Source organism: Streptococcus caecimuris (assembly GCF_943193075.1).
GTDB classification, from domain to species: domain Bacteria; phylum Bacillota; class Bacilli; order Lactobacillales; family Streptococcaceae; genus Streptococcus; species Streptococcus caecimuris.
The window spans coordinates 18,732-39,634 of the sequence record NZ_CALPCT010000019.1 but is presented as its reverse complement, the minus strand read 5'-3'; the positions used below and the strand labels follow the sequence as shown (position 1 = coordinate 39,634).

Here is a 20,903-nt window from a genome sequence, read left to right as displayed (position 1 = left end):
GAAAAAAAAGTAAACTAAATTTTCTGAATATTCGATTTATCACTATTCAAAAACCTTGCTATGACTGACTTTTTAGCCTAATTGATGATTTTACGATTTTCCATTAATCATTTGTATGATACAATAGAGAGGACTAAGCAACGAGGAAACAACTGTGAAAAAATTCTTTCTTTCTTTTTTAACTTTTATCTTGCTGTTATGCAGTTTACCTTATCAAGTCGTTCTAGCAGACGAGCTAGAACTTCCTGCTCAAAGTGCTATTGCTGTTGAAGCTGATACAGGTAAAATCTTATATGAAAAGGATTCAGAGAAAAAGCGAGATGTGGGGGGACTATCTACACTCTTGACCACTTATCTGATTTTCGAAGCCATTCATGAAAAAAAACTTTCTCTAAAAGATCCTATCAAACTGTCTGAGAAAGCTCTAGCCTTAAATGATATCGAAGGTGCTGGTTCTCTTCCTATGGAAGCGAACCAATATACGGTTGAACAGTTATTGACTGCTCTTTTAGTTGGAAATTCTAGCACCGCTGCCTTGGCCTTAGCTGAGAAAGTAGGTGGCTCTGAGAAAAGCTTCGTTGAAAAAATGAAGCAAAAACTTGCTGAATGGGGCATTCAATCTCCTCATTTAATCAATGCTACCGGATTAAATACTCAAACCATCAGCGGAGATTCCGACGGGAAAGAAGACGAAAATCAATTGAGTGCTTATGATATTGCTGTTATTGCCAAGCACTTACTTCAGGATTTCCCTGAAGTGACCAAATATACTTCAAAACCCACTGCTCTTTTTTCAAACACGCAGATTGAAAACCCCAACCTGATGCTAGAAGGCATGCCGAATTACCGTTCTGGAGTTGATGGCCTACGGGTCAGCAACTCTACCAAAGGTGGCATCACCTTTGCTGCATCAACGACGCAAAATGGCATCCATATGATCACTGTTGTCCTAGGAGTGGAGGCAGTTGACGGTGATCCGTATGCACGTTTTGTGGCTACTTCTTCTCTGATGAACTACGTGGTACGGACCTTTGTTTCTTCCATTGTCGTCAAAGAAGGAGATCCCTACGGAAAAAGTAAGGCAACTATCATGGATGGGAAGTCAGAGACTGTTTTAGCTGTTGCAAAAAAAGACTTCTATATCGTCGAAAAACAAGGTAGTCAAGCGGAACCAAAAATTCAATTCAAGAGTGACCAAGAATCATTCCGAGCACCTGTCAAATCAGGCACTAATCTTGGAAAATTACACTACACTGATCCAGATAAAATCGGACGTGGCTACTTAGAAGATCAAGAGCCAACGGTCGATATGGTAGCAGGAAGAACCATTGAGAAAAGCTTCTTCTTAAAAGTTTGGTGGAATGAATTCGTCCGTTATGTCAACGAAAAATTATAAGCAAAAAAATCACAATGGAGTCAAATCCATTGTGATTTTTGATTGATGAAAATGAATTATCCTACAGATCCTTCCATTTCGTAGCTAATGAGTCGGTTTAACTCAACGGCATATTCCATTGGAAGTTCTTTTGTAAAGGGCTCTACAAATCCCATGACAATCATTTCTGTCGCTTCTGATTCAGATAAACCACGACTCATCAAATAATACAGTTGTTCTTCTGAGATTTTTGAAACCTTAGCTTCGTGCTCCAAAGCAACTTGTGAGTTGTGAATTTCATTAAATGGAATGGTATCTGATGCAGATAAATCATCCATGATAATGGTGTCACACTCAATGTGAGAAACTGATTTCTTGGAATTTTTGTTAAAGGTTACTTGTCCACGGTAGTCTACCTTTCCGCCACCTTTCGCGATGGATTTCGACACGATAGACGAGCTAGTGTGAGGGGCATTGTGGATCATCTTGGCACCTGTATCTTGGTGTTGACCTGCATTCGCAAAGGCAATGGACAACATGGTCCCACGCGCTCCTTCCCCATCCAGATAAACAGATGGGTACTTCATGGTTGTCTTGGCTCCTAAGTTCCCATCGATCCACTCAACTGTGGCATCTTTTTGAGCTTTAGCCCGCTTGGTGACCAAGTTGTAGACATTGTCAGACCAGTTTTGGATGGTCGTGTAACGCATATAAGCACCATCTAAGGCAAAGATCTCAACAATCGCAGCATGGAGGCTATTGCTTGAATAGGTCGGTGCTGTACAGCCTTCTACATAGTGAACACTTGCTCCCTCATCCACGATAATTAAGGTACGCTCAAACTGACCTGTATTTTCATTGTTGATACGGAAGTAAGTTTGAAGGGGGACATCTACTTTTACGCCTTTTGGTACATAGATGAAGGTTCCACCAGACCAGACTGCTGAGTTGAGGGCAGCCAATTTGTTATCCGTTGGTGGTACTAACTTCGCAAAATACTGTTTGAAAAGGTCTGGGTATTCTTTTAGGGCAGAATCCGTATCGGTGAAGATAATCCCCAACTTTTCAAACTCTTCTTTCATATTGTGGTAAACCACTTCTGATTCATACTGAGCAGAAGCCCCTGCTAAGTAAGCACGTTCTGCTTCAGGAATCCCGATACGCTCAAAGGTTTCCTTGATTTTCTCTGGAACTTCGTCCCATGAACGGGCAGGTTTATCCGAAGGTTTTTGATAATAGATCAAATCATCAAAGTCAATTTCTGATAGATCGGCTCCCCAGGTTTGCATGGGCATCTTTTTGAAGGTTTCAAAAGATTTCAAACGGAATTCGAGCATCCATTCTGGTTCATTTTTTGCTGCAGACAATTCACGAATAACCGCTTCATTCAATCCCTTCCCGGTAGAGAGAATGGGTTGAACGTCATCGTGAAATCCAAATTTATATTCACCGAGATCAATTGGTTTCGGTTCGACTCTTTCTTCAGCCATAATTTCCTTTCTTTCTCTGTTTCTTCTTTTAATTATTTGCTACGTTCGATCGCTTTTTTGAGAGCATTCCAGGAGAGGGTCGCACATTTAATCCGTTGTGGGAATTTTGAGACTCCAGATAAGAAGGCTGCGTCTCCTAATTCCTCTTGGCGAGGATCTGACTGGCCTTGGACCATTTCTGAAAAGACCTGTGCCAATTCTTCGACTTCCTCTTTTGTTTTTCCCATTACAGCATCTGTCATCATACTAGCTGAAGCCGTTGAGATCGTACAGCCAGAATTCACAAAGGCAATATCTTCCACCCTGTCATTCTCATCAAATTTCACACTTAACTGGATCACATCTCCACAAGTTGGATTGTTGAGTTGGATCTGATCAACATCTTCAATTTGTCCTTGGTGGTGGGGGTGTTTTGAATGATCGGCTACGACCGCCATGTACAGCGAATCTAATTTAGAAAGTGCCATTGAAAAACTCCTTTGCTTTGATCAATGCCTCAATTAATTTATCACAGTCCGCTTTGGTGTTGTAGATATAAAAACTTGCTCTCGTTGTCGCTGGGACTTGTAGGTATTGAAGGAGCGGTTGTGCACAGTGGTGACCTGCACGAACGGCAATCCCTTCATAATCTAGTGCTGTTGCTAAGTCATGCGGATGGAGATCTCCTAGATTAAAGGAAATGACGCCAGAACGTTGGGCTAAGTCTTGGGAACCATAGATGGTCAAGCCTTCGATAGCCTGTAATTTTGGAAACACATAGGCAATCAGTTTTTGCTCATGCGCTTCTACCTGGTCCATACCCAGCTCTTCTAAGTAATCGATTGCTGCACCAAGACCAATTGCTCCCGCCATATTAGGTGTTCCAGCTTCAAATTTCCAAGGCAATTCCTTCCAAGAGGCAGATTGTTCGTAAACAAAGTCAATCATCTCGCCCCCATACTCGATTGGAGACATTTGCTCTAAGATTTCTTCCTTCCCATAGAGGACACCAATCCCTGTTGGTGCAGCCATCTTATGGCCAGAAAAAGCAAAGAAATCCGCATCTAAGTCTTGTACATCAATGGCCATATGAGGGGTTGATTGAGCCCCATCTACGACCATGATCGCTCCAACCTCATGAGCTAATCGAGCAATTTCCTTGATCGGATTGACCACCCCTAAGACGTTCGAAGCATGGGTGATGGAGACAAATTTTGTCTTCTCACTAAGCTTGCTCTTTAAGTCCTGCATATCCAGTAAGCCATCTTTTAGATAGACATAGACCAGTTTTGCTCCTGTCTTCTTGCAGGCTTGCTGCCAAGGAATGATGTTGGAGTGATGTTCCATGATGGAAATCAAGACTTCATCCCCTTCCCTTAGGACTTCTTCTGCATAGCGGGCTACCCAGTTGAGTCCAGTCGTTGTCCCTCTTGTAAAGAGCACTTCCTTGGTTGATGAAGCATTGATAAATTTTCTGACTTTCTCACGCGTTGCCTCATAGGCTGCTGTCGCTCGTTCAGCCAAAGTATGGACTCCACGATGAACATTGGCGTTATCTTGCAAATAATAGTGATTAACTGCTTCAAGAACACGTTTAGGTTTTTGCGTCGTCGCTGCATTATCTAGATAAACCAAAGGCTCATCGTGAACTAGTTGATCGAGAATGGGAAAATCTTGAGCAATCGTATTTTTATCTAGCATTGTTTCTCCTTAGCGTTGAGATAACTTTTCTTCAATGGTGGCAATCATTTCATCACGTACTTCTTTAACTGGGATTTCAACAATAACAGATCCCAAGAAACCACGCACCACTAATCGTTCCGCTGTGTGTTGATCCAGACCACGACTCATGAGGTAATACATGTCTTCTGGGTCCACTTGACCGATCGATGCAGCATGGCCTGCTGTGACGTCATTTTCATCAATCAAGAGGATTGGGTTCGCATCTGAACGTGCTTGATCCGATAACATCAAGACACGGCTTTCTTGCTGAGCATCTGCTCCTTTAGCCCCCTTGATAATATGACCAATTCCGTTGAAGGTCAAGGTTCCTTTTTCAAGAATAACCCCGTGTTGCAAGATATTTCCGATCGAGTTGCAACCAAAGTTGGTCACGCGGGTGTCAATTCCTTGAACCTGACGACCGCTTGATAAAGCAACGACTTTCAAATCTGCATGACTTCCGTTTCCAACCAAGTCACTGTCAAAGTCTGCAACCACGTTACCTTCGTTCATAACACCGATAGCCCAATCAATGCTGGCATCCTGACCTAGTTTCCCACGTCGACTGATGTAAGCTGTGACATTTTCACCCAGACGGTCAATCGCCGCAAATTTCACTTGGGCACCTGAGCGGGCGATCACCTCAACCGTCACATTCGCAGTTGCTGTTGCTGAGCCTTCACCTTTTGATTCTAGGCGTTCCAAATAGCTAAACTTGCTGTTTTTGCCTGCGATAATCAAAATGTGCTTATTAAAAGGTACATCACTGTCGCTATCCTGGTAGAAAATACCTTCGATGGGTTCTGAAATTTCGACGTTATCTGGAACATATAGCACAGCCCCACTATTAAAATAAGCCGTGTGGTATGCTGCTAGTTTATCATCGTCGTATTTAACCGAAGACATAAAGTAGTCTTCCACTACCTGAGGAATTTCTTCTAGGGCAGTATGGAAATCTGTAAAAAGAACTCCTTGGTCTGCCAAGGCTTGTGGCACCTGTTCAAATACAGTTTGAGTTCCAACTTGGACCAATTTTAAGTTTGAATCGAGGTCTGTAAAATCGGGAACATTGGCAGAAGCCTCGCTTTCTGTGATCGTCCCATCTCCAAGATTCCAGCGGTGGAATTTGACACGTTCAATGGCTGGCAATTCTAACTGATCGATCTTGTCAAAAGCTTTTTTTCGTAAATCTTGCAGCCAGCTTGGCTCAGCATGCAGTTCCGAAAAGAGGGTAATATTTTCAATACTCATTTTTTTCTCCTAATAAAGATACTATCTGTTTGATTTTATGACAACATTAGATCACTTGTCATCAGGTTATAGTTCTTCTTTATAGTCGTAACCGAGTTCTTCTGCGAGTTGGGCATATCCTTCACGTTCCAAGCGTGCAGCCAATTCTGGTCCACCTGAAAGCACGACACGACCTTCCATCATCACATGAACGACGTCAGGAGTAATATAGTTCAACAAACGTTGGTAGTGGGTGATGATCATCGCTCCAAAACCTTCACCCCGCATTGCATTAACCCCTTTAGATACGACCTTAAGAGCATCGATATCCAAACCAGAGTCAATTTCGTCCAAAAGGGCAAATGTTGGCTCCAACATCAACAATTGAAGGATTTCATTGCGTTTTTTCTCACCACCTGAGAAGCCTTCGTTCAAATAGCGTTCTGCCATTTCTTCTTTCATGTTGAGCAGTTCCATCTTTTCATCCAATTTTTTGATGAAATCACGAATAGAGATCTTCTCGTCCTCTTCTTTACCAGCATTCATGGCTGCACGTAAAAATTCTGCATTGGTAATTCCTGGGATTTCTGAAGGGTATTGCATGGCAAGGAACAAGCCCATCCGTGCACGTTCGTCTACTTCCAATTCCAAGATGTTGACACCATCAAAGAGAATCTCCCCTTTGGTTACTTCATAATTTGGGTTTCCCATAATGGCAGCTGACAGAGTAGATTTCCCTGTTCCGTTTGGTCCCATGATGGCTGCGATCTCACCAGTTTTTAGGGTCAGGTTTACACCTTTTAAAATTTCTTTGCCTTCAATTTCAACGTGAAGGTCTTTAATTTCTAATGTCGACATTGCATTCCCTTTCTTTTTACTTTGAAGTCTAGAAGGTTCTCAAAGCATCGATTCCTTCATCACAAAGTATTTTTTTACCTTTCAAGTATATCAAAAAAAAGCCTAAATGGCTTTTCTTTTGATTAGAACTATTCTTATTTAGTTTTTTCTTTCCGTTTTTGACGAACTTCCTCCCGATAGGAAGAATTCCCTATATAGCGCAGAACATTTAACAAAGGACTATGATGTGGCCCCAGAACCCCAATCAATTCTGCTAACAACTCTACTCCAAACAAGAGCCCGATCACAAGTAGGACGCCCCCAATGCGACTCGAGATGTTGAGCAAGAGAGAAATCAAGGAGAAAATCATCGAAATTCCATAGATCACCAATACAGTTCCCCGATGTGTCAAGCCCAGAGACAGAAGTCGGTGGTGCAAGTGATTGCGATCCGGTTTATAGAATTTTTGACCAGATAGGGTCCGACGGATAATGGCTAAAAAGGTATCTGTAATCGGTACACCAAGGATAATCATTGGGGTGACTACTGCAACAGCTGTCGCATTTTTCAAACCTTGCAAGGACAAAACAGAAATCATGAATCCGATAAACAAGGCACCGGTGTCTCCCAAATAGAGAATGGCCGGATGGTAGTTAAAGGGAAAGAAACCAGCGATGGACGCAACCAATACAAAGATCGTCATGGTCAGAAAGAGATTGGGTACTGGTAGAAAGAAATAGGACACAATCCCCATTGTCACCAAGGAAATAATAGAGACCCCACTCACCAATCCATCTAATCCATCAATCAAATTGACCGCATTGGTAATAGAAACAATCCAAATCACCGTCAAAAGGTACGATAGCCATGGTTCAAAATGAAGTAAGGGACCACCGAATGGAATCTTAAAATCATTCAGCCGAAAATCTGTCAAAAACCAGACCAGACTCGCCGCCAGCAGGATGCCAATCATCTTTTTCTTGGCAGACAACTCTTTTACATCATCGATCAAGCCTGTGAGAGCGATAATCCATCCTGCTCCCACGACCGGCAAAGTATAGGATAGGTAACTTTTGATTGGTGAGGTGGTGGATGTCAGCATAGGAATAAACACAAGAGTCGCAATTGAAAAAGCAATCACAATAGACAGTCCACCCGCGCTTGGCATGGGCTTGGTATTGATCCGACGCGCATTCGGATAATCTACGGCATCAATCTTAAAGGAGAATAAGCGAACCAAGGGCGTCAATACCAAGGCAATCATAAAAGTTCCAATCAGCACCAGAACAAATTGCAAGGAAAAGGACATCATAAGCTAGCAACTTTCTTCAAATTCTCAATCGCACCAGACACCATTAATAAATGACCATGTTCCTGCAGAACGGCCCGTGTCACTTCTGAATCATCCGCATACTCCCGAATGATAGCAAGCAACCAGGTTGGATATTGATTTGGTTGATCTTCTGTATCGATCAAGACAGTTAAATAATAATCAGATCCCATTTTGTATAATTCAGAGGTATCCACTGGAAAGCTGACCGTTTTTGAAAAGGCAACTGCTTGCTGGATATTTGAAAAACGCAAAATGTAATAAATATACTGACTTACTGGTGCTTCAGGTGTCGGATCTTGTTCTTGATTGTCCCGCAACTCTTCTTGTTCCAAATGGTGGATAGCTTCTGCATCCCCTTTTGTCTTATCAGAGATTGTTTTTTCCAAGGTTTTGATAAATTCATCTGGCGTCATGCGCGACAACTCTTCCATATCAGGAAGATCTGACAAATCCTCAAAATCCAATTGTTGGTCAATTTTTGATTTGGTAACAAAAACATCCAATTTATCTGGTTTTGGCGTCACACGAAAACTCAGCATCCCGCTATCCAGAAAGCTTTCTGGCATTTCGAGCTCATCCAAAATGGCGTAGAAAAATTCTTCTGTTTTTTCTTGTGGGACAAGGAAATCAGCAATTTCCATCCCACGTTCTTCTAAGTCTTCTAGTTGGATCGTGATCTTAATTGTTGAATCACTAATTTGCTTCATCTTCATAGCATAACCTCATACTTCTAGTCTTACTATTATACTAAAAAATTGGATAGAATTCAAAAAAAGGATGCATAGAAAAGAGGTCGGGACAAAAGTCTCCAACCTCAGAAAACAATTTGATCAAGTTCAACCGTTCTCTTAGAAAATAATACGGAAGAGACCATACAATAGCAAGATGGAACCAAGAACAATCCGGTATTTCCCAAAGACGGTGAAATCATGATTTTTCACATAATCTGTCAAGAAGCGGATGGCGTACATGCTGACCACAAAGGCCACTCCCATCGCTACCAGTAGAATAAAGAGTTGCCCCAATGCTAGTGAATGTCCGCCAAGAGCGAATTTTCCAACCTTTAAGAGGCTAGCCCCAAACATGGCTGGAATCCCCAAATAAAAGGTAAATTCTGTCACCACTGGGCGGCTAACACCATTGATCAAGCCACCTACAATCGTAGCACCTGAACGGCTTGTTCCTGGAAATAGCGATAAAACTTGGAAGAGTCCGATATAAAGAGCTGTTCGATAAGGTAGCTTATGCAATTCCGTTACTGCTGGCTCAACTTGTTCCCGTCTTTCCAGATAGATAAAGGCAATCCCGTAGGTGATCAACATAATCGCAACGGAAATCGAATTGTGGAAATGCGCCTCAAACCAATCATCTAATTTAAAAACAAAGACAAGCGGGAGGGTTGCAACCGCAACTTTTGCCCATAATTGCCAAGTTCGACGTACTTCTAGTGGAGATTTCCCAGGTTTGAAGGGATACAATTTATCAAAATAAATCACCACAACTGCTAGAATCGCACCCAATTGGATCACGACATTGAACATCTCCATAAAGGCTGGATCTTGATTTTTAAACTGCACAAAATCCTGTAACAGAATCAAGTGACCTGTACTTGAGATCGGTAACCATTCTGTAATCCCCTCGACAATCCCAAAAAGAACCGCCTTGATTAATTCGATCAGAAACATCTTTTTCTCCTAAACTTACATTTGCTCTATTATATCATAATTCTATGGACTGGACTAGGCCTTCTAAACTAGAAGGGAAAGAGCGACCAAGACCATTCTCAGCGCTACTTAGAAGGCACCAAAGCCTCCTCCGCCTCCTCCGCCAGAGAAACCTCCTCCACTACCAGAGGAAACTGTGAAATGACTAGCTGTCGATGCTGTCGATCCATAAGTAGACATGGCATGACTTGAGTGGGTCACATCATGATAGAACGGGGTGTAAACGAAGGCGTTTAAGGCTTGATTTTCTAAATGAATATTCCGAAGCTTCATGACCTTTGTGACCTGATCAGCTACACCATACAAGGCCGCATAGACCAATAAGCGATTCCATAGGACCAGAGACTGCAACTCTGCATCGTTGAGGTGGGCAATCTCTTTCAACATCCGACCAAAACTATCCCAGTAATAGCGTTGCTCAGCACCCGCAAGATTGACAACCCCATCTCGTAGGCAGGCCTTAAAGACACCATTGAAGCGTACTGGCATAAACCAAAGTATGAGGATCCCTATCAAACAAGGAACAGAGAACCAACCCATCCCAAAGATGGCAAAGATTTCTGCTCCAAGGGCGATAAACCAAGCAGCCCAACCAAAGAAGAGACTTCGTCTAGCTTGTGCTTCTTCATTTGCCTCTAAAGGGCGATAGTAGCTTGGCAAATGGAGATCTTCCACCTTGCGATGAACATCTCGGGCCACTTGGTTGACAGCCGTATCAAAACGAGCCTGAGCCTTACTTCCTAGTGAACGAATCGCATCTTGATCTGCTTTTTTGGCATGTTTGTATACATCATCACTAAATTCATAATTCTCAAAGAGACGGTTAACAGGACAGGAAACTTGATCCCCAAAAGCCATATTCATAAAGGAGCGTTCAAAATCATCCACATGTCCATGAGACTTTCTGGTCAAAACGACTTCATTTCCTTGTTGCTCGTAGACAATCACTCCACGATCCATCAAATCCAGCAATGTAGCTTGAAGCATTTTTTCAAATGTAAACACCGGCGGAGTTGCCTTCTCTTTATTGGTTGGGGAGGCCTCGTCTAATTCAGCTGAATAAACAACCGAACTCATAATCAGCGGTGCAATATCCTGTGGAATCTCATAAAGACGAGTATCAGTCGGATAGGTCACACCAGGCCAAATCATTTTTTTGAACCGGTTGCGACCCAAGAGAGCAAGAAGCCAGAGTGCAATAATGAAGGCTGGCAAGATCCAGTTCCAAAACATGCGTGTCCAGTATTTTTCCTGTTCAATTTTAGCTTGGTTCTTGTGAAATTCATCCAATTTGGTTAATCCTGTATTTCGACCAGAATCATACAAAGTAGTTAGATCTGACTTCAACCAGTAACCATACAACTCCACAGCCTTTCCTTTGCCAAGGTTATAGAAGGTGGCAGAATAGATTCCATCTTCTTTCTTTACAGTCACATCCGGTCCCATAAAGGCTGTATGGATATACAGTTCCGATTGGGCATTAGCTGGTGCAAACTTAGGGATGACACGAAACTGAACTTCATCCACCTTCTGATCACCATCTGTGATCGGTTTCCAGTTCAACTCCAAGATATCCTTATGTGAATAGAGGAGATTTTTTAATTTCCATGTAACTTTAATTTTGACAGTATCTGTCGCTACACCACTGTTATAAATTTTCACTCGGTAGCCATCACCTAGATTCGTAATCTCGGGTTCTCTTTGAAGATCACGACCTTCCACCTCAACCTTTGGCGGTATCTCAATTGCAAACCCTTGTGGCATGTTGCCCGCAGTTCCTAGGCTAACATACTGCCCTCTATAAGAATCTTTGAAATAATAAACCAGTTCTTCCTCATAGGTGGCGTCGTCCCAGGTGTCCAAGGTCAAGGTTCCACCATAGTAAAGTACATCATAAGATGGACTAGATGCATGGACATTCTGACTGACAAAAAGGCAGGCCAGAAAGGCGAAAAAAACATACAAATACTTTTTCATTTGATCACGCTCCTTTGTATTATTATAGCATTTTTTAAATAAAAAGAGGACCATGTTTGAAATGCAGCCTATTTTACTGTACAATAGAGAAGTTAAAATAAGGAAGAGGAGAAAAAATGAAAAAAACATTATTCGCGCTCTTAACAGGGCTTTTCATTTGCCTAGGCATCACACAGGTTGCTCATGCAGATGACTATTTACGAATCGGAATGGAAGCGGCCTACGCTCCTTTCAACTGGACCCAAGAAGATGATGCAAATGGAGCTGTTAAAATTGACGGTACCAATCAATATGCCAATGGGTACGATGTCCAAATCGCCAAAAAAGTTGCTGAGGAGTTAGGTAAAAAACCTCTGATCGTAAAAACATCTTGGAACGGTTTAATTCCAGCCCTCACTTCTGGTAAAATCGATATGATTATCGCTGGGATGAGTCCAACCGCTGAACGTAAAAAAGAGGTCGCCTTCTCAAAGAGCTACTATACCAGTGAACCGGTCATGCTCGTTCGTAAAGATGGAAATTATGCAAACGCCACTAGTCTAGATGACTTTAAGGATGCAAAGGTCACCTCTCAACAAGGGGTCTACCTCTATTCTCTCATTTCCCAACTCAAGGGTGTGAAACAAGAAACTGCGATGGGTGATTTTGCCCAGATGCGTCAAGCTTTAGAATCGGGTGTTATTGATGCCTATGTTTCTGAACGTCCCGAAGCCCTAACCGCCGAGTCCGCTAATTCTAAATTTAAAATGATTCAATTCAAAAAAGGATTTGAAGTTGGGGAAGAAGATGCGACCATCGCTATCGGGATGAAGAAGGGTGACACTAGAATTGACCAAGTCAATGCCGCACTAGCTAAGATTTCGTCTGAAGACCAAGTCAAACTCATGGATGATATGATTAAGAAGCAACCAGCTTCCAGTGATGCTAGTGATGATAAGCAGACATTCTTTAGCCAAATGATGAAGATTTTAAAGGATAATGGCCCACAGTTCTTACGGGGAACTGGAATGACCCTCTTAATCTCTATGACTGGAACTATCGCTGGGTTGATTATCGGTTTGTTAATCGGTGTCTTCCGGACAGCTCCGAAGGCTAAAAATAAATTCCTTGCTGGATGCCAAACTGCCTTTGGTTGGTTCCTCAATGTCTACATTGAAATCTTCCGTGGAACTCCGATGATCGTTCAATCCATGGTCATTTTCTACGGTTCCGCCCAAGCCTTTAACATTTCCTTGGATCGTACCTGGGCCGCCATCTTTATCGTATCCATCAATACCGGAGCTTATATGAGTGAGATTGTTCGTGGTGGGATCTTAGCAGTGGATCCAGGTCAGTTTGAAGCAGCGACTGCTCTAGGAATGACCCATGGACAAACCATGCGCAAGGTCGTCCTTCCACAGGTTGTTCGCAATATCTTGCCAGCAACAGGGAATGAATTTGTTATTAACATCAAGGATACATCTGTTTTGAATGTTATCTCTGTAGTTGAACTGTACTTTACAGGAAATACGGTCGCAACTCAAAACTACCAATACTTCCCAACCTTTACGATCATCGCTGTGATTTACTTCGTTCTCACCTTTACTATCACACGAATCCTTCGCTACATCGAACGTCGCTTAGATTCTGATACTTATACTACAGGTGCAAATCAAATGCAAGTCAAAGAGGTGAAATAATGGCAGAAAAAATTCTTGAAATCCAACATTTAAAAAAATCTTACGGTCAAAATGAAGTCTTGAAAGATATTTCGCTCACCGTTGAAAAAGGAGAGGTGATCTCCATCATCGGGAGCTCTGGTAGTGGAAAATCAACCTTCCTTCGCTCCATCAATCTTCTAGAGACTCCTACTGCTGGAGAGATTCTCTATCGTGGACAAAATGTTCTTGATCCTGAGTATGATCTTACCCACTACCGCGAGAAATTAGGGATGGTTTTCCAAAGCTTTAATCTCTTCGAAAATTTAAACGTCTTGGAAAATACGATCGTTGCACAAACGACCGTCCTCAAGCGCGATCGTGAAACTGCAGAGAAAGTTGCCAAAGAAAACCTTGAAAAAGTCGGTATGGGATCTCAATATTGGGCTGCCCGTCCGAAACAACTTTCAGGTGGTCAAAAGCAACGGGTCGCTATCGCACGCGCCCTCTCAATGGATCCTGATGCCATTCTCTTCGATGAACCAACTTCTGCCCTAGACCCAGAAATGGTTGGGGAAGTCTTGAAAATCATGCAGGACCTGGCAAAAGAAGGACTCACCATGATTGTCGTAACCCACGAAATGGAATTTGCCCGCGATGTCTCTAGCCGGGTCATCTTCATGGACAAGGGTGTCATCGCTGAGCAAGGAGATCCAAAAGAAATCTTTAGCAATCCAAAAGAAGAACGGACCAAGGAATTCCTTCAACGCTTCTTACATTAATCTCTTGAAACAGTTTGCTTACCAGTATGGAAGCAAGCTGTTTTTTGTATCGCTTCTGCTTTTGAGGCATCGAAAAAAACCAGAGAGCAAACTCTCTGGTTTTCAATTGGAACAACAAATTAATCTTCGAATTTTTGATGATTTTTGTCATAAAAATCAATCAATCCAAGTGCAGTTTCAAACGAGATGTTCTTAACTTTTGCACGTCCTTGAGCCAAGGCAATGATAGACATTTCACGGGCATTTGTTTCTTTGCTGATACGATACCCTGTAATTTTTTTATCACGTACCCATCCAACAACTGATTCTACTTTCTCAAAGTTCGATTTAGCCATGATCTTTCTCCTATATTATTATTTCCAATACTAATATAAATTTTTTTGCACATTTTGTCAACTAAAATCGCTGAAAATACGAACCTTTTTTAAAAAATGATAAAAAGTTTACTTTGCTTTCAGGGCTGATAATATTTGTGTACGAATGTTTTCAACGCCATCAGGGTTTGCTGGTAGGAAAATCGTATTATTCCCTTCTTTATCTGCAAAATTATTTAGGGTATCCAAGTACTGGTTGGTTAAGAGAATAGACATGATTTGTTCTTCGGTCAAGTCTACATTCGCACCTTTTAACTCTTTAATAGAGTCTGCCAATCCATCGACAATGGCCTTCCGTTGCTCGGCAATACCAACCCCGTGCAAACGGTCTTTTTCCGCCTCTGCTTCGGCAGCAGTAACGATCTTGATCTTATCTGCTTCTGCCAACTCCTGAGCTGCCACGCGTTTTCTTTGCGCTGCATTGATCTCGTTCATGGATTGTTTCACTTCGGCATCTGGCTCAACTTTGGTGATCAAGGTTTTAACAATAATATATCCATAAGTTGACATTTCTTCTGCCACTTGTTTTTGAACTTCAAGAGCGATTTCATCTTTTTTCTCAAATAATTCATCCAAGGTCAACTTAGGCACAGAAGAACGAAGAGCATCTTCAATGTATGATTTAATCTGTGATTCTGGACGCATGAGTTTGTAGTAGGCATCCTTTACGTTGCTTTCGTTCACTCGGTATTGCGTCGCCACATTCATGGTAACGAACACGTTATCCTGAGTTTTTGTTTCAACCACGATCTCACTCTGCAAGACGCGCAATTGAACTCGTGCGGCAATTTTATCGATGCCAAAAGGCGCTCGCATATGAATGCCACTATCGCTAATTTTTTGATAACGTCCGAAACGCTCGATGATGGCAACTGATTGTTGCTTGACCACATATAGTGAGCTAATCACAATGAATCCTGCAACCATTAGCAAGAATAAAATAAAGATAAAAAATCCAGGCATAAAAGTTCCTCCTTTTAATTTACGCATATCATATCACAAGTCTTCATAAAAAAGCAATATATTCCATAAAAATATATTGCTTAAATAGTCGATTATTTCTGCATGATACTCAGACCAGCATATTATAGAGAGTTTCATTGCCGTTCAAGTTAATGAAAGACGGATCAAAACGCTCGATACGGTTAACCAAGCCTGCATAGTCATGTTTATTGGCCAAAGTAACCCCAATCAAGACAGGGCCTGTTCCCTTACTAGCACGCTTGATGTATTCAAAACGCGTGATATCATCATTTGGTCCTAGGATATCATTTACAAATTCGCGAAGAGCTCCCGGACGTTGTGGGAAGTTGACGATAAAGTAGTGTTTTACTCCATCGTAAATCAAAGCCCGTTCTTCCATCTCAGGCATACGGTTGATATCATTATTCCCACCTGAGATAATACAACAAATGGTTTTCCCCTTGATGTATTCGCGCAAGATTTCAAGGGATGCTACACTGGCCGCTCCTGCTGGTTCAGCTACGATCCCTTGTTTGGAATAAAGATCAATCAAAGTCTCTGAAATCAAGCCTTCATCGACCGCAACCAAAGTTTCCACATGTTGACGGGTCACTTCATAAGTCAATTGTCCCACTTTTTGCACAGCAATCCCGTCTGCAAACTTATCGATTTCTGGCAATTTGACGGGACCACCTGCTTCAAAAGCAGCCTTCATGGAGCGCGCTCCTTCGGCCTCTACCCCAATGACTTCAATCCGAGGATCCGTTTCTTTGATATAAGTAGAAACACCTGAAATGAGGCCTCCTCCACCGACAGGGACAAGGACAGCATCAAAGGCAATCGATTCTTTTCGAGCTTCCTCAAGAATTTCATAGGCTACTGTCCCTTGGCCAGCCTGTACGTGTGGATCATCAAACGGGTCAATAAAGGTCCGTTTTTCTGCAAGAGTAAATTCTTGGGCCGCCTTCGCTGACGCATCAAAGGTATCCCCGACCAACTTAATCGTTACATAATCCCCACCAAAGAAGCGGACTTGGCCGATCTTTTGTTGCGGTGTTGTAATCGGCATGAAGATGGTCGCTGGAATCTTCATTTCATTACAAGTATAAGCAACTCCTTGCGCGTGGTTTCCCGCAGATGCACACACTACCCCACGCTCACGCTCTTCTTTTGAGAGTTGAGAAATTGCAAAATACGCTCCACGAATCTTGAACGAACGAACACGTTGGGCGTTTTCTTTTTTCAAATAAATCTTTGCCCCATATTTTTCAGATAAATAGTGGTCGTATTCAAGAGGCGTATTAACAACGACTCCTCTTAATATTTTATGGGCCTTAGCCACATCTTTTGCTGTTATCATTTCATACCTCTTGTGTATTGATCAAAAAAGCAAGCCAGGGTGTCCCAACTTGCTTAGTCTTCTACAGACAATTAGTTGTAGATTTTGAATGCGTCGTCGTCGTTTTGACCAACGAATGGCATTGCTTTACGCAATTCAGCACCAACTTTTTCAATTTCAAGGTTAGCAGCTTGTTCACGGTAAGCAGTTAATTTTGGACGTCCAGCTTTGTAGTCGTTAACAAAGTCGTTAGCGAAGTTACCATTTTGAATATCAGCAAGAACAGCTTTCATATTTTCTTTCACTTGTTCAGTGATTACACGTGGGCCTGATACATAGTCACCGTATTCAGCAGTGTTAGAGATTGATTGACGCATTTTCTTGAAGCCACCTTCGTAGATCAAGTCCACAATCAATTTCATTTCGTGAAGAACTTCAAAGTATGCCAATTCTGGAGCATAACCGGCTTCAGTCAATACTTCAAAACCAGCTTCGATAAGGGCAGTCAAACCACCACAAAGTACAGCTTGTTCTCCGAACAAATCTTCTTCCGTTTCTTCTTTGTAGGTTGTTTCAAGAAGACCAACGCGTGCCGCACCAACACCTTTACACCAGTCCATAGCGATATCTTTCGCATTACCTGTAGCATCTTGATAGACTGCGTAAAGTGCTGGTACACCAAATCCTTCAGTATAAGTACGACGAACCAAGTGACCTGGTCCTTTCGGTGCACACATAAAGACATCGACATCCGCTGGAACTTTGATGAATTCAAAGTGGATATTGAATCCGTGTGCAAAACCAACAGCATTACCCGCTTCAAGATTTGGCGCAATTTCTGTTTCGTACAATTCTTGTTGGATTTCATCCGGAGCCAAAATCATGATCACGTCTGCCAATTTAGTCGCTTCTGCTACTGTATAGGTATCAAAACCATCTTCTTTTGCTTTATCGAATGATTTACCTGGACGTACACCGATGATGACATCATGACCTGAGTCACGCAAGTTTTGTGCATGCGCATGTCCTTGTGAACCATAACCGATCACAGCAATTTTCTTACCGTTTAATGCTGCAACTTTAACGTCTTTTTCGTATTCCATTTGAACTGCCATAAGTAAAATCTCTTTTCTATTTTATTATTTGCCTTTTTAAGGCGGAGTTGACAATGTTAAGGTGAGAATTAATCTCGAGTAAATCCGGTTGCACCGGTGCGGGCAATGTTTTTAATCCCATAAGGTCGAATAACACGAATGAGGGCTTCGCTCTTTTCTGCATTTCCCGTCATTTGAACGGTGATAGAGCTTGGAGCTACATCGACCACGGTCGCACGGAAAGGTTGGATAATGGCCAATATTTCTGCCCGCTTCTCAGCTGGTGCAGAAACTTTCACCAGGATCACTTCGCGCTCCAAGTGTGGTTTGTCAGTGATATCACGAATGCGAATCACATCAATCTGGCGGTTGAGCTGTTTGATGATTTGCTCTACTTCATCATGCGAAGCAACATCAATGATAATGGTAATCCGCGATACATTAGGGTTTTCTGTTGCGCCAACAGAGATACTTTCGATATTGACTTGACGTCTCGACAAGACTCCAGTAAAGCGGTTCAGAACACCTGATCGGTTTTGAAGTTTGGCTGTTAACATTCTACGCATTAAACTTCACCCCCAACATCTCATGATTACTCTTACCAGCTGGTACCATCGGCAACACATGCTCTTTCCGAGAAATGTCTACTTCGATGAACATTGGTACATCTTCTGTGATGACTTCCAAATCCTTCTCCAGGGTTTCAGGATTATCAAATTTATAATTCTTGATCCCGTAAGCTTGCGCCATCAATTGGAAATCCGGAAGGCTATCAAAGACTGACTCTGACGTCCGACCATCATAGAAGGCTTCTTGCCATTGACGGACCATCCCAAGCGAGTGGTTGTTGAGCATAACGACCTTGATCGGAACCTTATAAATATTTAAGATCGCCAATTCTTGGTTGGTCATTTGGAAACCACCATCTCCGACAAAGAGAACAACTTCTTTATCTGGATTGGCAATTTTCGCTCCGATAGCTGCAGGAACACCGAATCCCATCGTTCCTAGACCACCAGATGTTACCAATTGGCGCTCATTTTGGTAAGGATAGTATTGAGCAGCCCACATTTGGTGTTGTCCAACGTCTGTGACGACAATAGCGTCCCCCTTGGTCAACTCTCCAATGCGTTCAATCACAGCTTGTGGCTGTACAACCCGTTCCTTCTTGTCGTATGAACGAACCCGGTTCTTATCTTGGGTCACCTTTTCGATCCATTTTTCTGTATTGTTATGAACCGTCGGCTCTGCTAGCAACTGCTGCAAGGCCTTCTTCGCATCGCCAACCACAGGAATGTCTACAGCAATGATCTTCCCAATCTCTGCAGGATCAATGTCGATATGGGCAACCTTAGCATTTTTAGCGAAAGTCTTTGGATTCCCTGTCAAACGGTCATCAAATCGACAACCAACACTGATCATGAAATCCGTCTCTGTCATAGCGATATTGGCCGCGAAGGATCCATGCATCCCTCCCATCCCTAGGAAAAGAGGATGACTGGTCGCAATCGTTCCTTGACCTAAAAGACTAGTCACTACTGGAATCTGATAGCGCTCTGCTAGAGCAATCAACTCTTTTGCAGCTCCAGCGTAACTCACCCCACCACCAGCAAGAAGAACTGGTTTTTTAGCCTTACTCAATTGCTTCAAAATCTTTTTGATCTGCAATTCATTGGGTTCAATGGTAGGCTGGTAGCTTGGAAGCTTCACACTTGGTTCATAGATGAAATCTGTCTCTAAAGCAGACACATCCTTTGGAAGGTCAATTACCACAGGGCCAGGACGGCCGGTCGTCGCAATATGGACAGCTTCTGTGATAATTCGCGGAATATCTGCCGTCTCACGTACTTGATAGTTGTACTTGGTGATGGGCATGGTAATTCCCACAATATCTGCTTCTTGGAAGGCGTCTTTCCCGATCCCAGCACGATTGACTTGACCAGTGAAGACTAATAAGGGAACGCTATCGCTCATGGCATCTGCAATCCCTGTAATGGCATTGGTCGCCCCCGGTCCACTAGTGACGACTGCGACACCCAGCTTTCCAGTTGATTTGGCGTAGCCTTCAGCCTCATGCAAGCATCCTTGTTCATGACGACCCAAGATATGCTGGATACCCTCAAAGCTATAGATGGCATCGTATAAAGGCAAAACCGCTCCACCAGGATAACCAAAAATCGTGTCAATGCCGAAATCACGCAGGGTTTCAAGAACGAGCTCTGAACCGGTTTTTGCAGTTTCTAAGGTAATTTTCTCCATGTCTCTCCTTTCCAGTACTTTGTATATCAAATTAGCATGCTACTATCATACCATTTTTAGAAAATATTTCAAGGAAAAATAGTAAATTTTCTGAATTTTCTATCCAAATCCGAAGAATGAGAGTTGTTCTAAAAATGCTAGGTCTATCAGAAAAAAGTCTCTAGGAACTCCTAGAAACTTTTCTTCCTTATAACCAACCCTTTTCTTGAGCGATCTTTGCTGCCTCGGTCCGGTTTTCCGCATCCAACTTGGTCAGAATGGCTGACATATAATTACGGATGGTCCCGTTTGAGAGAAATAAGCGATCAGCAATTTCTTGGTTAGAAGCCCCTTTTGCGACTTCTTTTAAAACTGCCTTTTCTTGAGGGCTTAGAGGATTGGGATGGGTCAAAATCCCTTCCATTAATTCAGGCGAATATTCTTTTTGCCCTGCTAAAACGGTATGCAGAGTGGCCATCAAATCCGTAATGCGGCGTTCTTTTAAGACATAGGCATCGACTCCAGCCTTGAGGGCCCGCTCAAAATAGCCCGGTCGCTTAAAGGTGGTAACGATGACGACCTTGAGCTGGGGTTGTTGACTTTTAGCCCATTCCAACACTTCTAACCCAGTTTTGATGGGCATTTCGATATCTAAAATCGCAATATCGACTGGATGTGTTTCGAGTAAACGAATGGCCTCTTGCCCATCGCCAGCCTGCAAGACATCTTCCACATCCTCTTGTAGGAGCAAGAGCTGGCAGAGCGCATCGCGTAACATACTTTGGTCTTCAGCAACTAATAAGCGCAT

Annotated in this window: 19 protein-coding genes; 3 read left to right on the top strand and 16 right to left on the bottom strand. The window is 42.6% G+C overall.

What is annotated here, in order from left to right; all coding sequences use genetic code 11:
• Positions 1 to 154: 154 nt before the first annotated feature.
• Positions 155 to 1,396: a serine hydrolase gene (locus NFR56_RS08075; RefSeq protein ID WP_023919305.1), complete on the top strand. Its 1,242-nt coding sequence runs from the start codon at positions 155 to 157 to the stop codon at positions 1,394 to 1,396.
• Between the two features lie 56 nt (positions 1,397 to 1,452).
• Here NFR56_RS08075 and sufB read toward each other — a convergent pair whose 3' ends face one another.
• From sufB to NFR56_RS08030, 9 genes are all read right to left on the bottom strand, one after another.
• The gene (sufB, locus tag NFR56_RS08070; protein WP_003010279.1) at positions 1,453 to 2,865 is read right to left on the bottom strand and encodes a Fe-S cluster assembly protein SufB; all 1,413 of its coding nucleotides are present in this window, start codon (positions 2,863 to 2,865) and stop codon (positions 1,453 to 1,455) included.
• A gap of 32 nt (positions 2,866 to 2,897) precedes the next feature.
• Positions 2,898 to 3,332 carry a Fe-S cluster assembly sulfur transfer protein SufU gene (gene sufU, locus NFR56_RS08065; protein WP_003010276.1) on the bottom strand — a complete coding sequence of 145 codons (435 nt, stop codon included), beginning with the start codon at positions 3,330 to 3,332 and terminating at the stop codon, positions 2,898 to 2,900.
• The gene (locus NFR56_RS08060; RefSeq protein ID WP_003010274.1) at positions 3,319 to 4,545 is read right to left on the bottom strand and encodes a cysteine desulfurase; all 1,227 of its coding nucleotides are present in this window, start codon (positions 4,543 to 4,545) and stop codon (positions 3,319 to 3,321) included. Before NFR56_RS08060 ends, sufU begins: the two co-directional genes overlap by 14 nt.
• A gap of 9 nt (positions 4,546 to 4,554) precedes the next feature.
• On the bottom strand, positions 4,555 to 5,817 hold the full coding sequence (gene sufD, locus NFR56_RS08055) for a Fe-S cluster assembly protein SufD (protein ID WP_251458536.1): 1,263 nt from the start codon (positions 5,815 to 5,817) through the stop codon (positions 4,555 to 4,557).
• A 66-nt stretch (positions 5,818 to 5,883) separates the two neighbouring features.
• Positions 5,884 to 6,654, bottom strand: coding sequence for a Fe-S cluster assembly ATPase SufC (gene sufC, locus NFR56_RS08050; RefSeq protein WP_003004238.1), 771 nt, complete (start codon positions 6,652 to 6,654; stop codon positions 5,884 to 5,886).
• A gap of 134 nt (positions 6,655 to 6,788) precedes the next feature.
• Entirely contained in the window at positions 6,789 to 7,946 is a 1,158-nt protein-coding gene (locus NFR56_RS08045) for a glycosyltransferase family 4 protein (RefSeq protein WP_134974734.1), read from the bottom strand.
• Positions 7,943 to 8,680, bottom strand: coding sequence for an adaptor protein MecA (gene mecA, locus NFR56_RS08040; protein WP_003013950.1), 738 nt, complete (start codon positions 8,678 to 8,680; stop codon positions 7,943 to 7,945). Before mecA ends, NFR56_RS08045 begins: the two co-directional genes overlap by 4 nt.
• 135 nt (positions 8,681 to 8,815) lie before the next feature.
• Positions 8,816 to 9,652 carry an undecaprenyl-diphosphate phosphatase gene (locus tag NFR56_RS08035; protein ID WP_251458533.1) on the bottom strand — a complete coding sequence of 279 codons (837 nt, stop codon included), beginning with the start codon at positions 9,650 to 9,652 and terminating at the stop codon, positions 8,816 to 8,818.
• Positions 9,653 to 9,760: 108 nt separating this feature from the next.
• A complete protein-coding gene (locus NFR56_RS08030; protein WP_134974733.1) occupies positions 9,761 to 11,668 on the bottom strand; it encodes a DUF2207 domain-containing protein in 1,908 nt (635 codons plus the stop codon).
• Between the two features lie 116 nt (positions 11,669 to 11,784).
• Here NFR56_RS08030 and NFR56_RS08025 point away from each other — a divergent pair, with 116 nt between their 5' ends.
• Positions 11,785 to 13,347 carry an ABC transporter substrate-binding protein/permease gene (locus tag NFR56_RS08025; RefSeq protein WP_049490465.1) on the top strand — a complete coding sequence of 521 codons (1,563 nt, stop codon included), beginning with the start codon at positions 11,785 to 11,787 and terminating at the stop codon, positions 13,345 to 13,347.
• Positions 13,347 to 14,087: an amino acid ABC transporter ATP-binding protein gene (locus tag NFR56_RS08020; RefSeq protein WP_003010256.1), complete on the top strand. Its 741-nt coding sequence runs from the start codon at positions 13,347 to 13,349 to the stop codon at positions 14,085 to 14,087. The genes NFR56_RS08025 and NFR56_RS08020 overlap by 1 nt, the downstream gene beginning before the upstream one ends.
• A gap of 119 nt (positions 14,088 to 14,206) precedes the next feature.
• On the opposite strand, the gene NFR56_RS08015 is transcribed toward NFR56_RS08020, so the two are convergent.
• The 7 genes from NFR56_RS08015 to NFR56_RS07985 form a co-directional block, all read right to left on the bottom strand.
• Positions 14,207 to 14,422 carry a capsule biosynthesis transcriptional regulator gene (locus NFR56_RS08015; RefSeq protein WP_003004771.1) on the bottom strand — a complete coding sequence of 72 codons (216 nt, stop codon included), beginning with the start codon at positions 14,420 to 14,422 and terminating at the stop codon, positions 14,207 to 14,209.
• A 108-nt stretch (positions 14,423 to 14,530) separates the two neighbouring features.
• Positions 14,531 to 15,424 carry an SPFH domain-containing protein gene (locus tag NFR56_RS08010; protein WP_003010253.1) on the bottom strand — a complete coding sequence of 298 codons (894 nt, stop codon included), beginning with the start codon at positions 15,422 to 15,424 and terminating at the stop codon, positions 14,531 to 14,533.
• A gap of 109 nt (positions 15,425 to 15,533) precedes the next feature.
• Positions 15,534 to 16,784 (bottom strand): threonine ammonia-lyase IlvA, encoded by a 1,251-nt coding sequence (ilvA, locus tag NFR56_RS08005; RefSeq protein ID WP_070590525.1) that lies wholly within the window; start codon positions 16,782 to 16,784, stop codon positions 15,534 to 15,536.
• Between the two features lie 71 nt (positions 16,785 to 16,855).
• Entirely contained in the window at positions 16,856 to 17,878 is a 1,023-nt protein-coding gene (gene ilvC / locus NFR56_RS08000) for a ketol-acid reductoisomerase (RefSeq protein WP_003010246.1), read from the bottom strand.
• A 68-nt stretch (positions 17,879 to 17,946) separates the two neighbouring features.
• Positions 17,947 to 18,423 carry an acetolactate synthase small subunit gene (gene ilvN / locus NFR56_RS07995; RefSeq protein WP_023919316.1) on the bottom strand — a complete coding sequence of 159 codons (477 nt, stop codon included), beginning with the start codon at positions 18,421 to 18,423 and terminating at the stop codon, positions 17,947 to 17,949.
• On the bottom strand, positions 18,416 to 20,116 hold the full coding sequence (locus tag NFR56_RS07990) for an acetolactate synthase large subunit (RefSeq protein WP_118095851.1): 1,701 nt from the start codon (positions 20,114 to 20,116) through the stop codon (positions 18,416 to 18,418). Before NFR56_RS07990 ends, ilvN begins: the two co-directional genes overlap by 8 nt.
• 187 nt (positions 20,117 to 20,303) lie before the next feature.
• The gene (locus tag NFR56_RS07985) at positions 20,304 to 20,903 is read right to left on the bottom strand and encodes a response regulator transcription factor (protein WP_118095852.1); all 600 of its coding nucleotides are present in this window, start codon (positions 20,901 to 20,903) and stop codon (positions 20,304 to 20,306) included.

Bases quoted from the DNA above. Each gene is read 5' to 3' on its own strand.
- sufB (WP_003010279.1), bottom strand. From the start codon at position 2,865: ATGGCTGAAGAAAGAGTCGAACCGAAACCAATTGATCTCGGTGAATAT.
- sufU (WP_003010276.1), bottom strand. From the start codon at position 3,332: ATGGCACTTTCTAAATTAGATTCGCTGTACATGGCGGTCGTAGCCGAT.
- NFR56_RS08060 (WP_003010274.1), bottom strand. From the start codon at position 4,545: ATGCTAGATAAAAATACGATTGCTCAAGATTTTCCCATTCTCGATCAA.
- sufD (WP_251458536.1), bottom strand. From the start codon at position 5,817: ATGAGTATTGAAAATATTACCCTCTTTTCGGAACTGCATGCTGAGCCA.
- sufC (WP_003004238.1), bottom strand. From the start codon at position 6,654: ATGTCGACATTAGAAATTAAAGACCTTCACGTTGAAATTGAAGGCAAA.
- NFR56_RS08045 (WP_134974734.1), bottom strand. From the start codon at position 7,946: ATGATGTCCTTTTCCTTGCAATTTGTTCTGGTGCTGATTGGAACTTTT.
- mecA (WP_003013950.1), bottom strand. From the start codon at position 8,680: ATGAAGATGAAGCAAATTAGTGATTCAACAATTAAGATCACGATCCAA.
- NFR56_RS08035 (WP_251458533.1), bottom strand. From the start codon at position 9,652: ATGTTTCTGATCGAATTAATCAAGGCGGTTCTTTTTGGGATTGTCGAG.
- NFR56_RS08030 (WP_134974733.1), bottom strand. From the start codon at position 11,668: ATGAAAAAGTATTTGTATGTTTTTTTCGCCTTTCTGGCCTGCCTTTTT.
- NFR56_RS08025 (WP_049490465.1), top strand. From the start codon at position 11,785: ATGAAAAAAACATTATTCGCGCTCTTAACAGGGCTTTTCATTTGCCTA.
- NFR56_RS08020 (WP_003010256.1), top strand. From the start codon at position 13,347: ATGGCAGAAAAAATTCTTGAAATCCAACATTTAAAAAAATCTTACGGT.
- NFR56_RS08015 (WP_003004771.1), bottom strand. From the start codon at position 14,422: ATGGCTAAATCGAACTTTGAGAAAGTAGAATCAGTTGTTGGATGGGTA.
- NFR56_RS08010 (WP_003010253.1), bottom strand. From the start codon at position 15,424: ATGCCTGGATTTTTTATCTTTATTTTATTCTTGCTAATGGTTGCAGGA.
- ilvA (WP_070590525.1), bottom strand. From the start codon at position 16,784: ATGATAACAGCAAAAGATGTGGCTAAGGCCCATAAAATATTAAGAGGA.
- ilvC (WP_003010246.1), bottom strand. From the start codon at position 17,878: ATGGCAGTTCAAATGGAATACGAAAAAGACGTTAAAGTTGCAGCATTA.
- ilvN (WP_023919316.1), bottom strand. From the start codon at position 18,423: ATGCGTAGAATGTTAACAGCCAAACTTCAAAACCGATCAGGTGTTCTG.
- NFR56_RS07990 (WP_118095851.1), bottom strand. From the start codon at position 20,116: ATGGAGAAAATTACCTTAGAAACTGCAAAAACCGGTTCAGAGCTCGTT.
- NFR56_RS07985 (WP_118095852.1), bottom strand. From the start codon at position 20,903: ATGCGCTTATTAGTTGCTGAAGACCAAAGTATGTTACGCGATGCGCTC.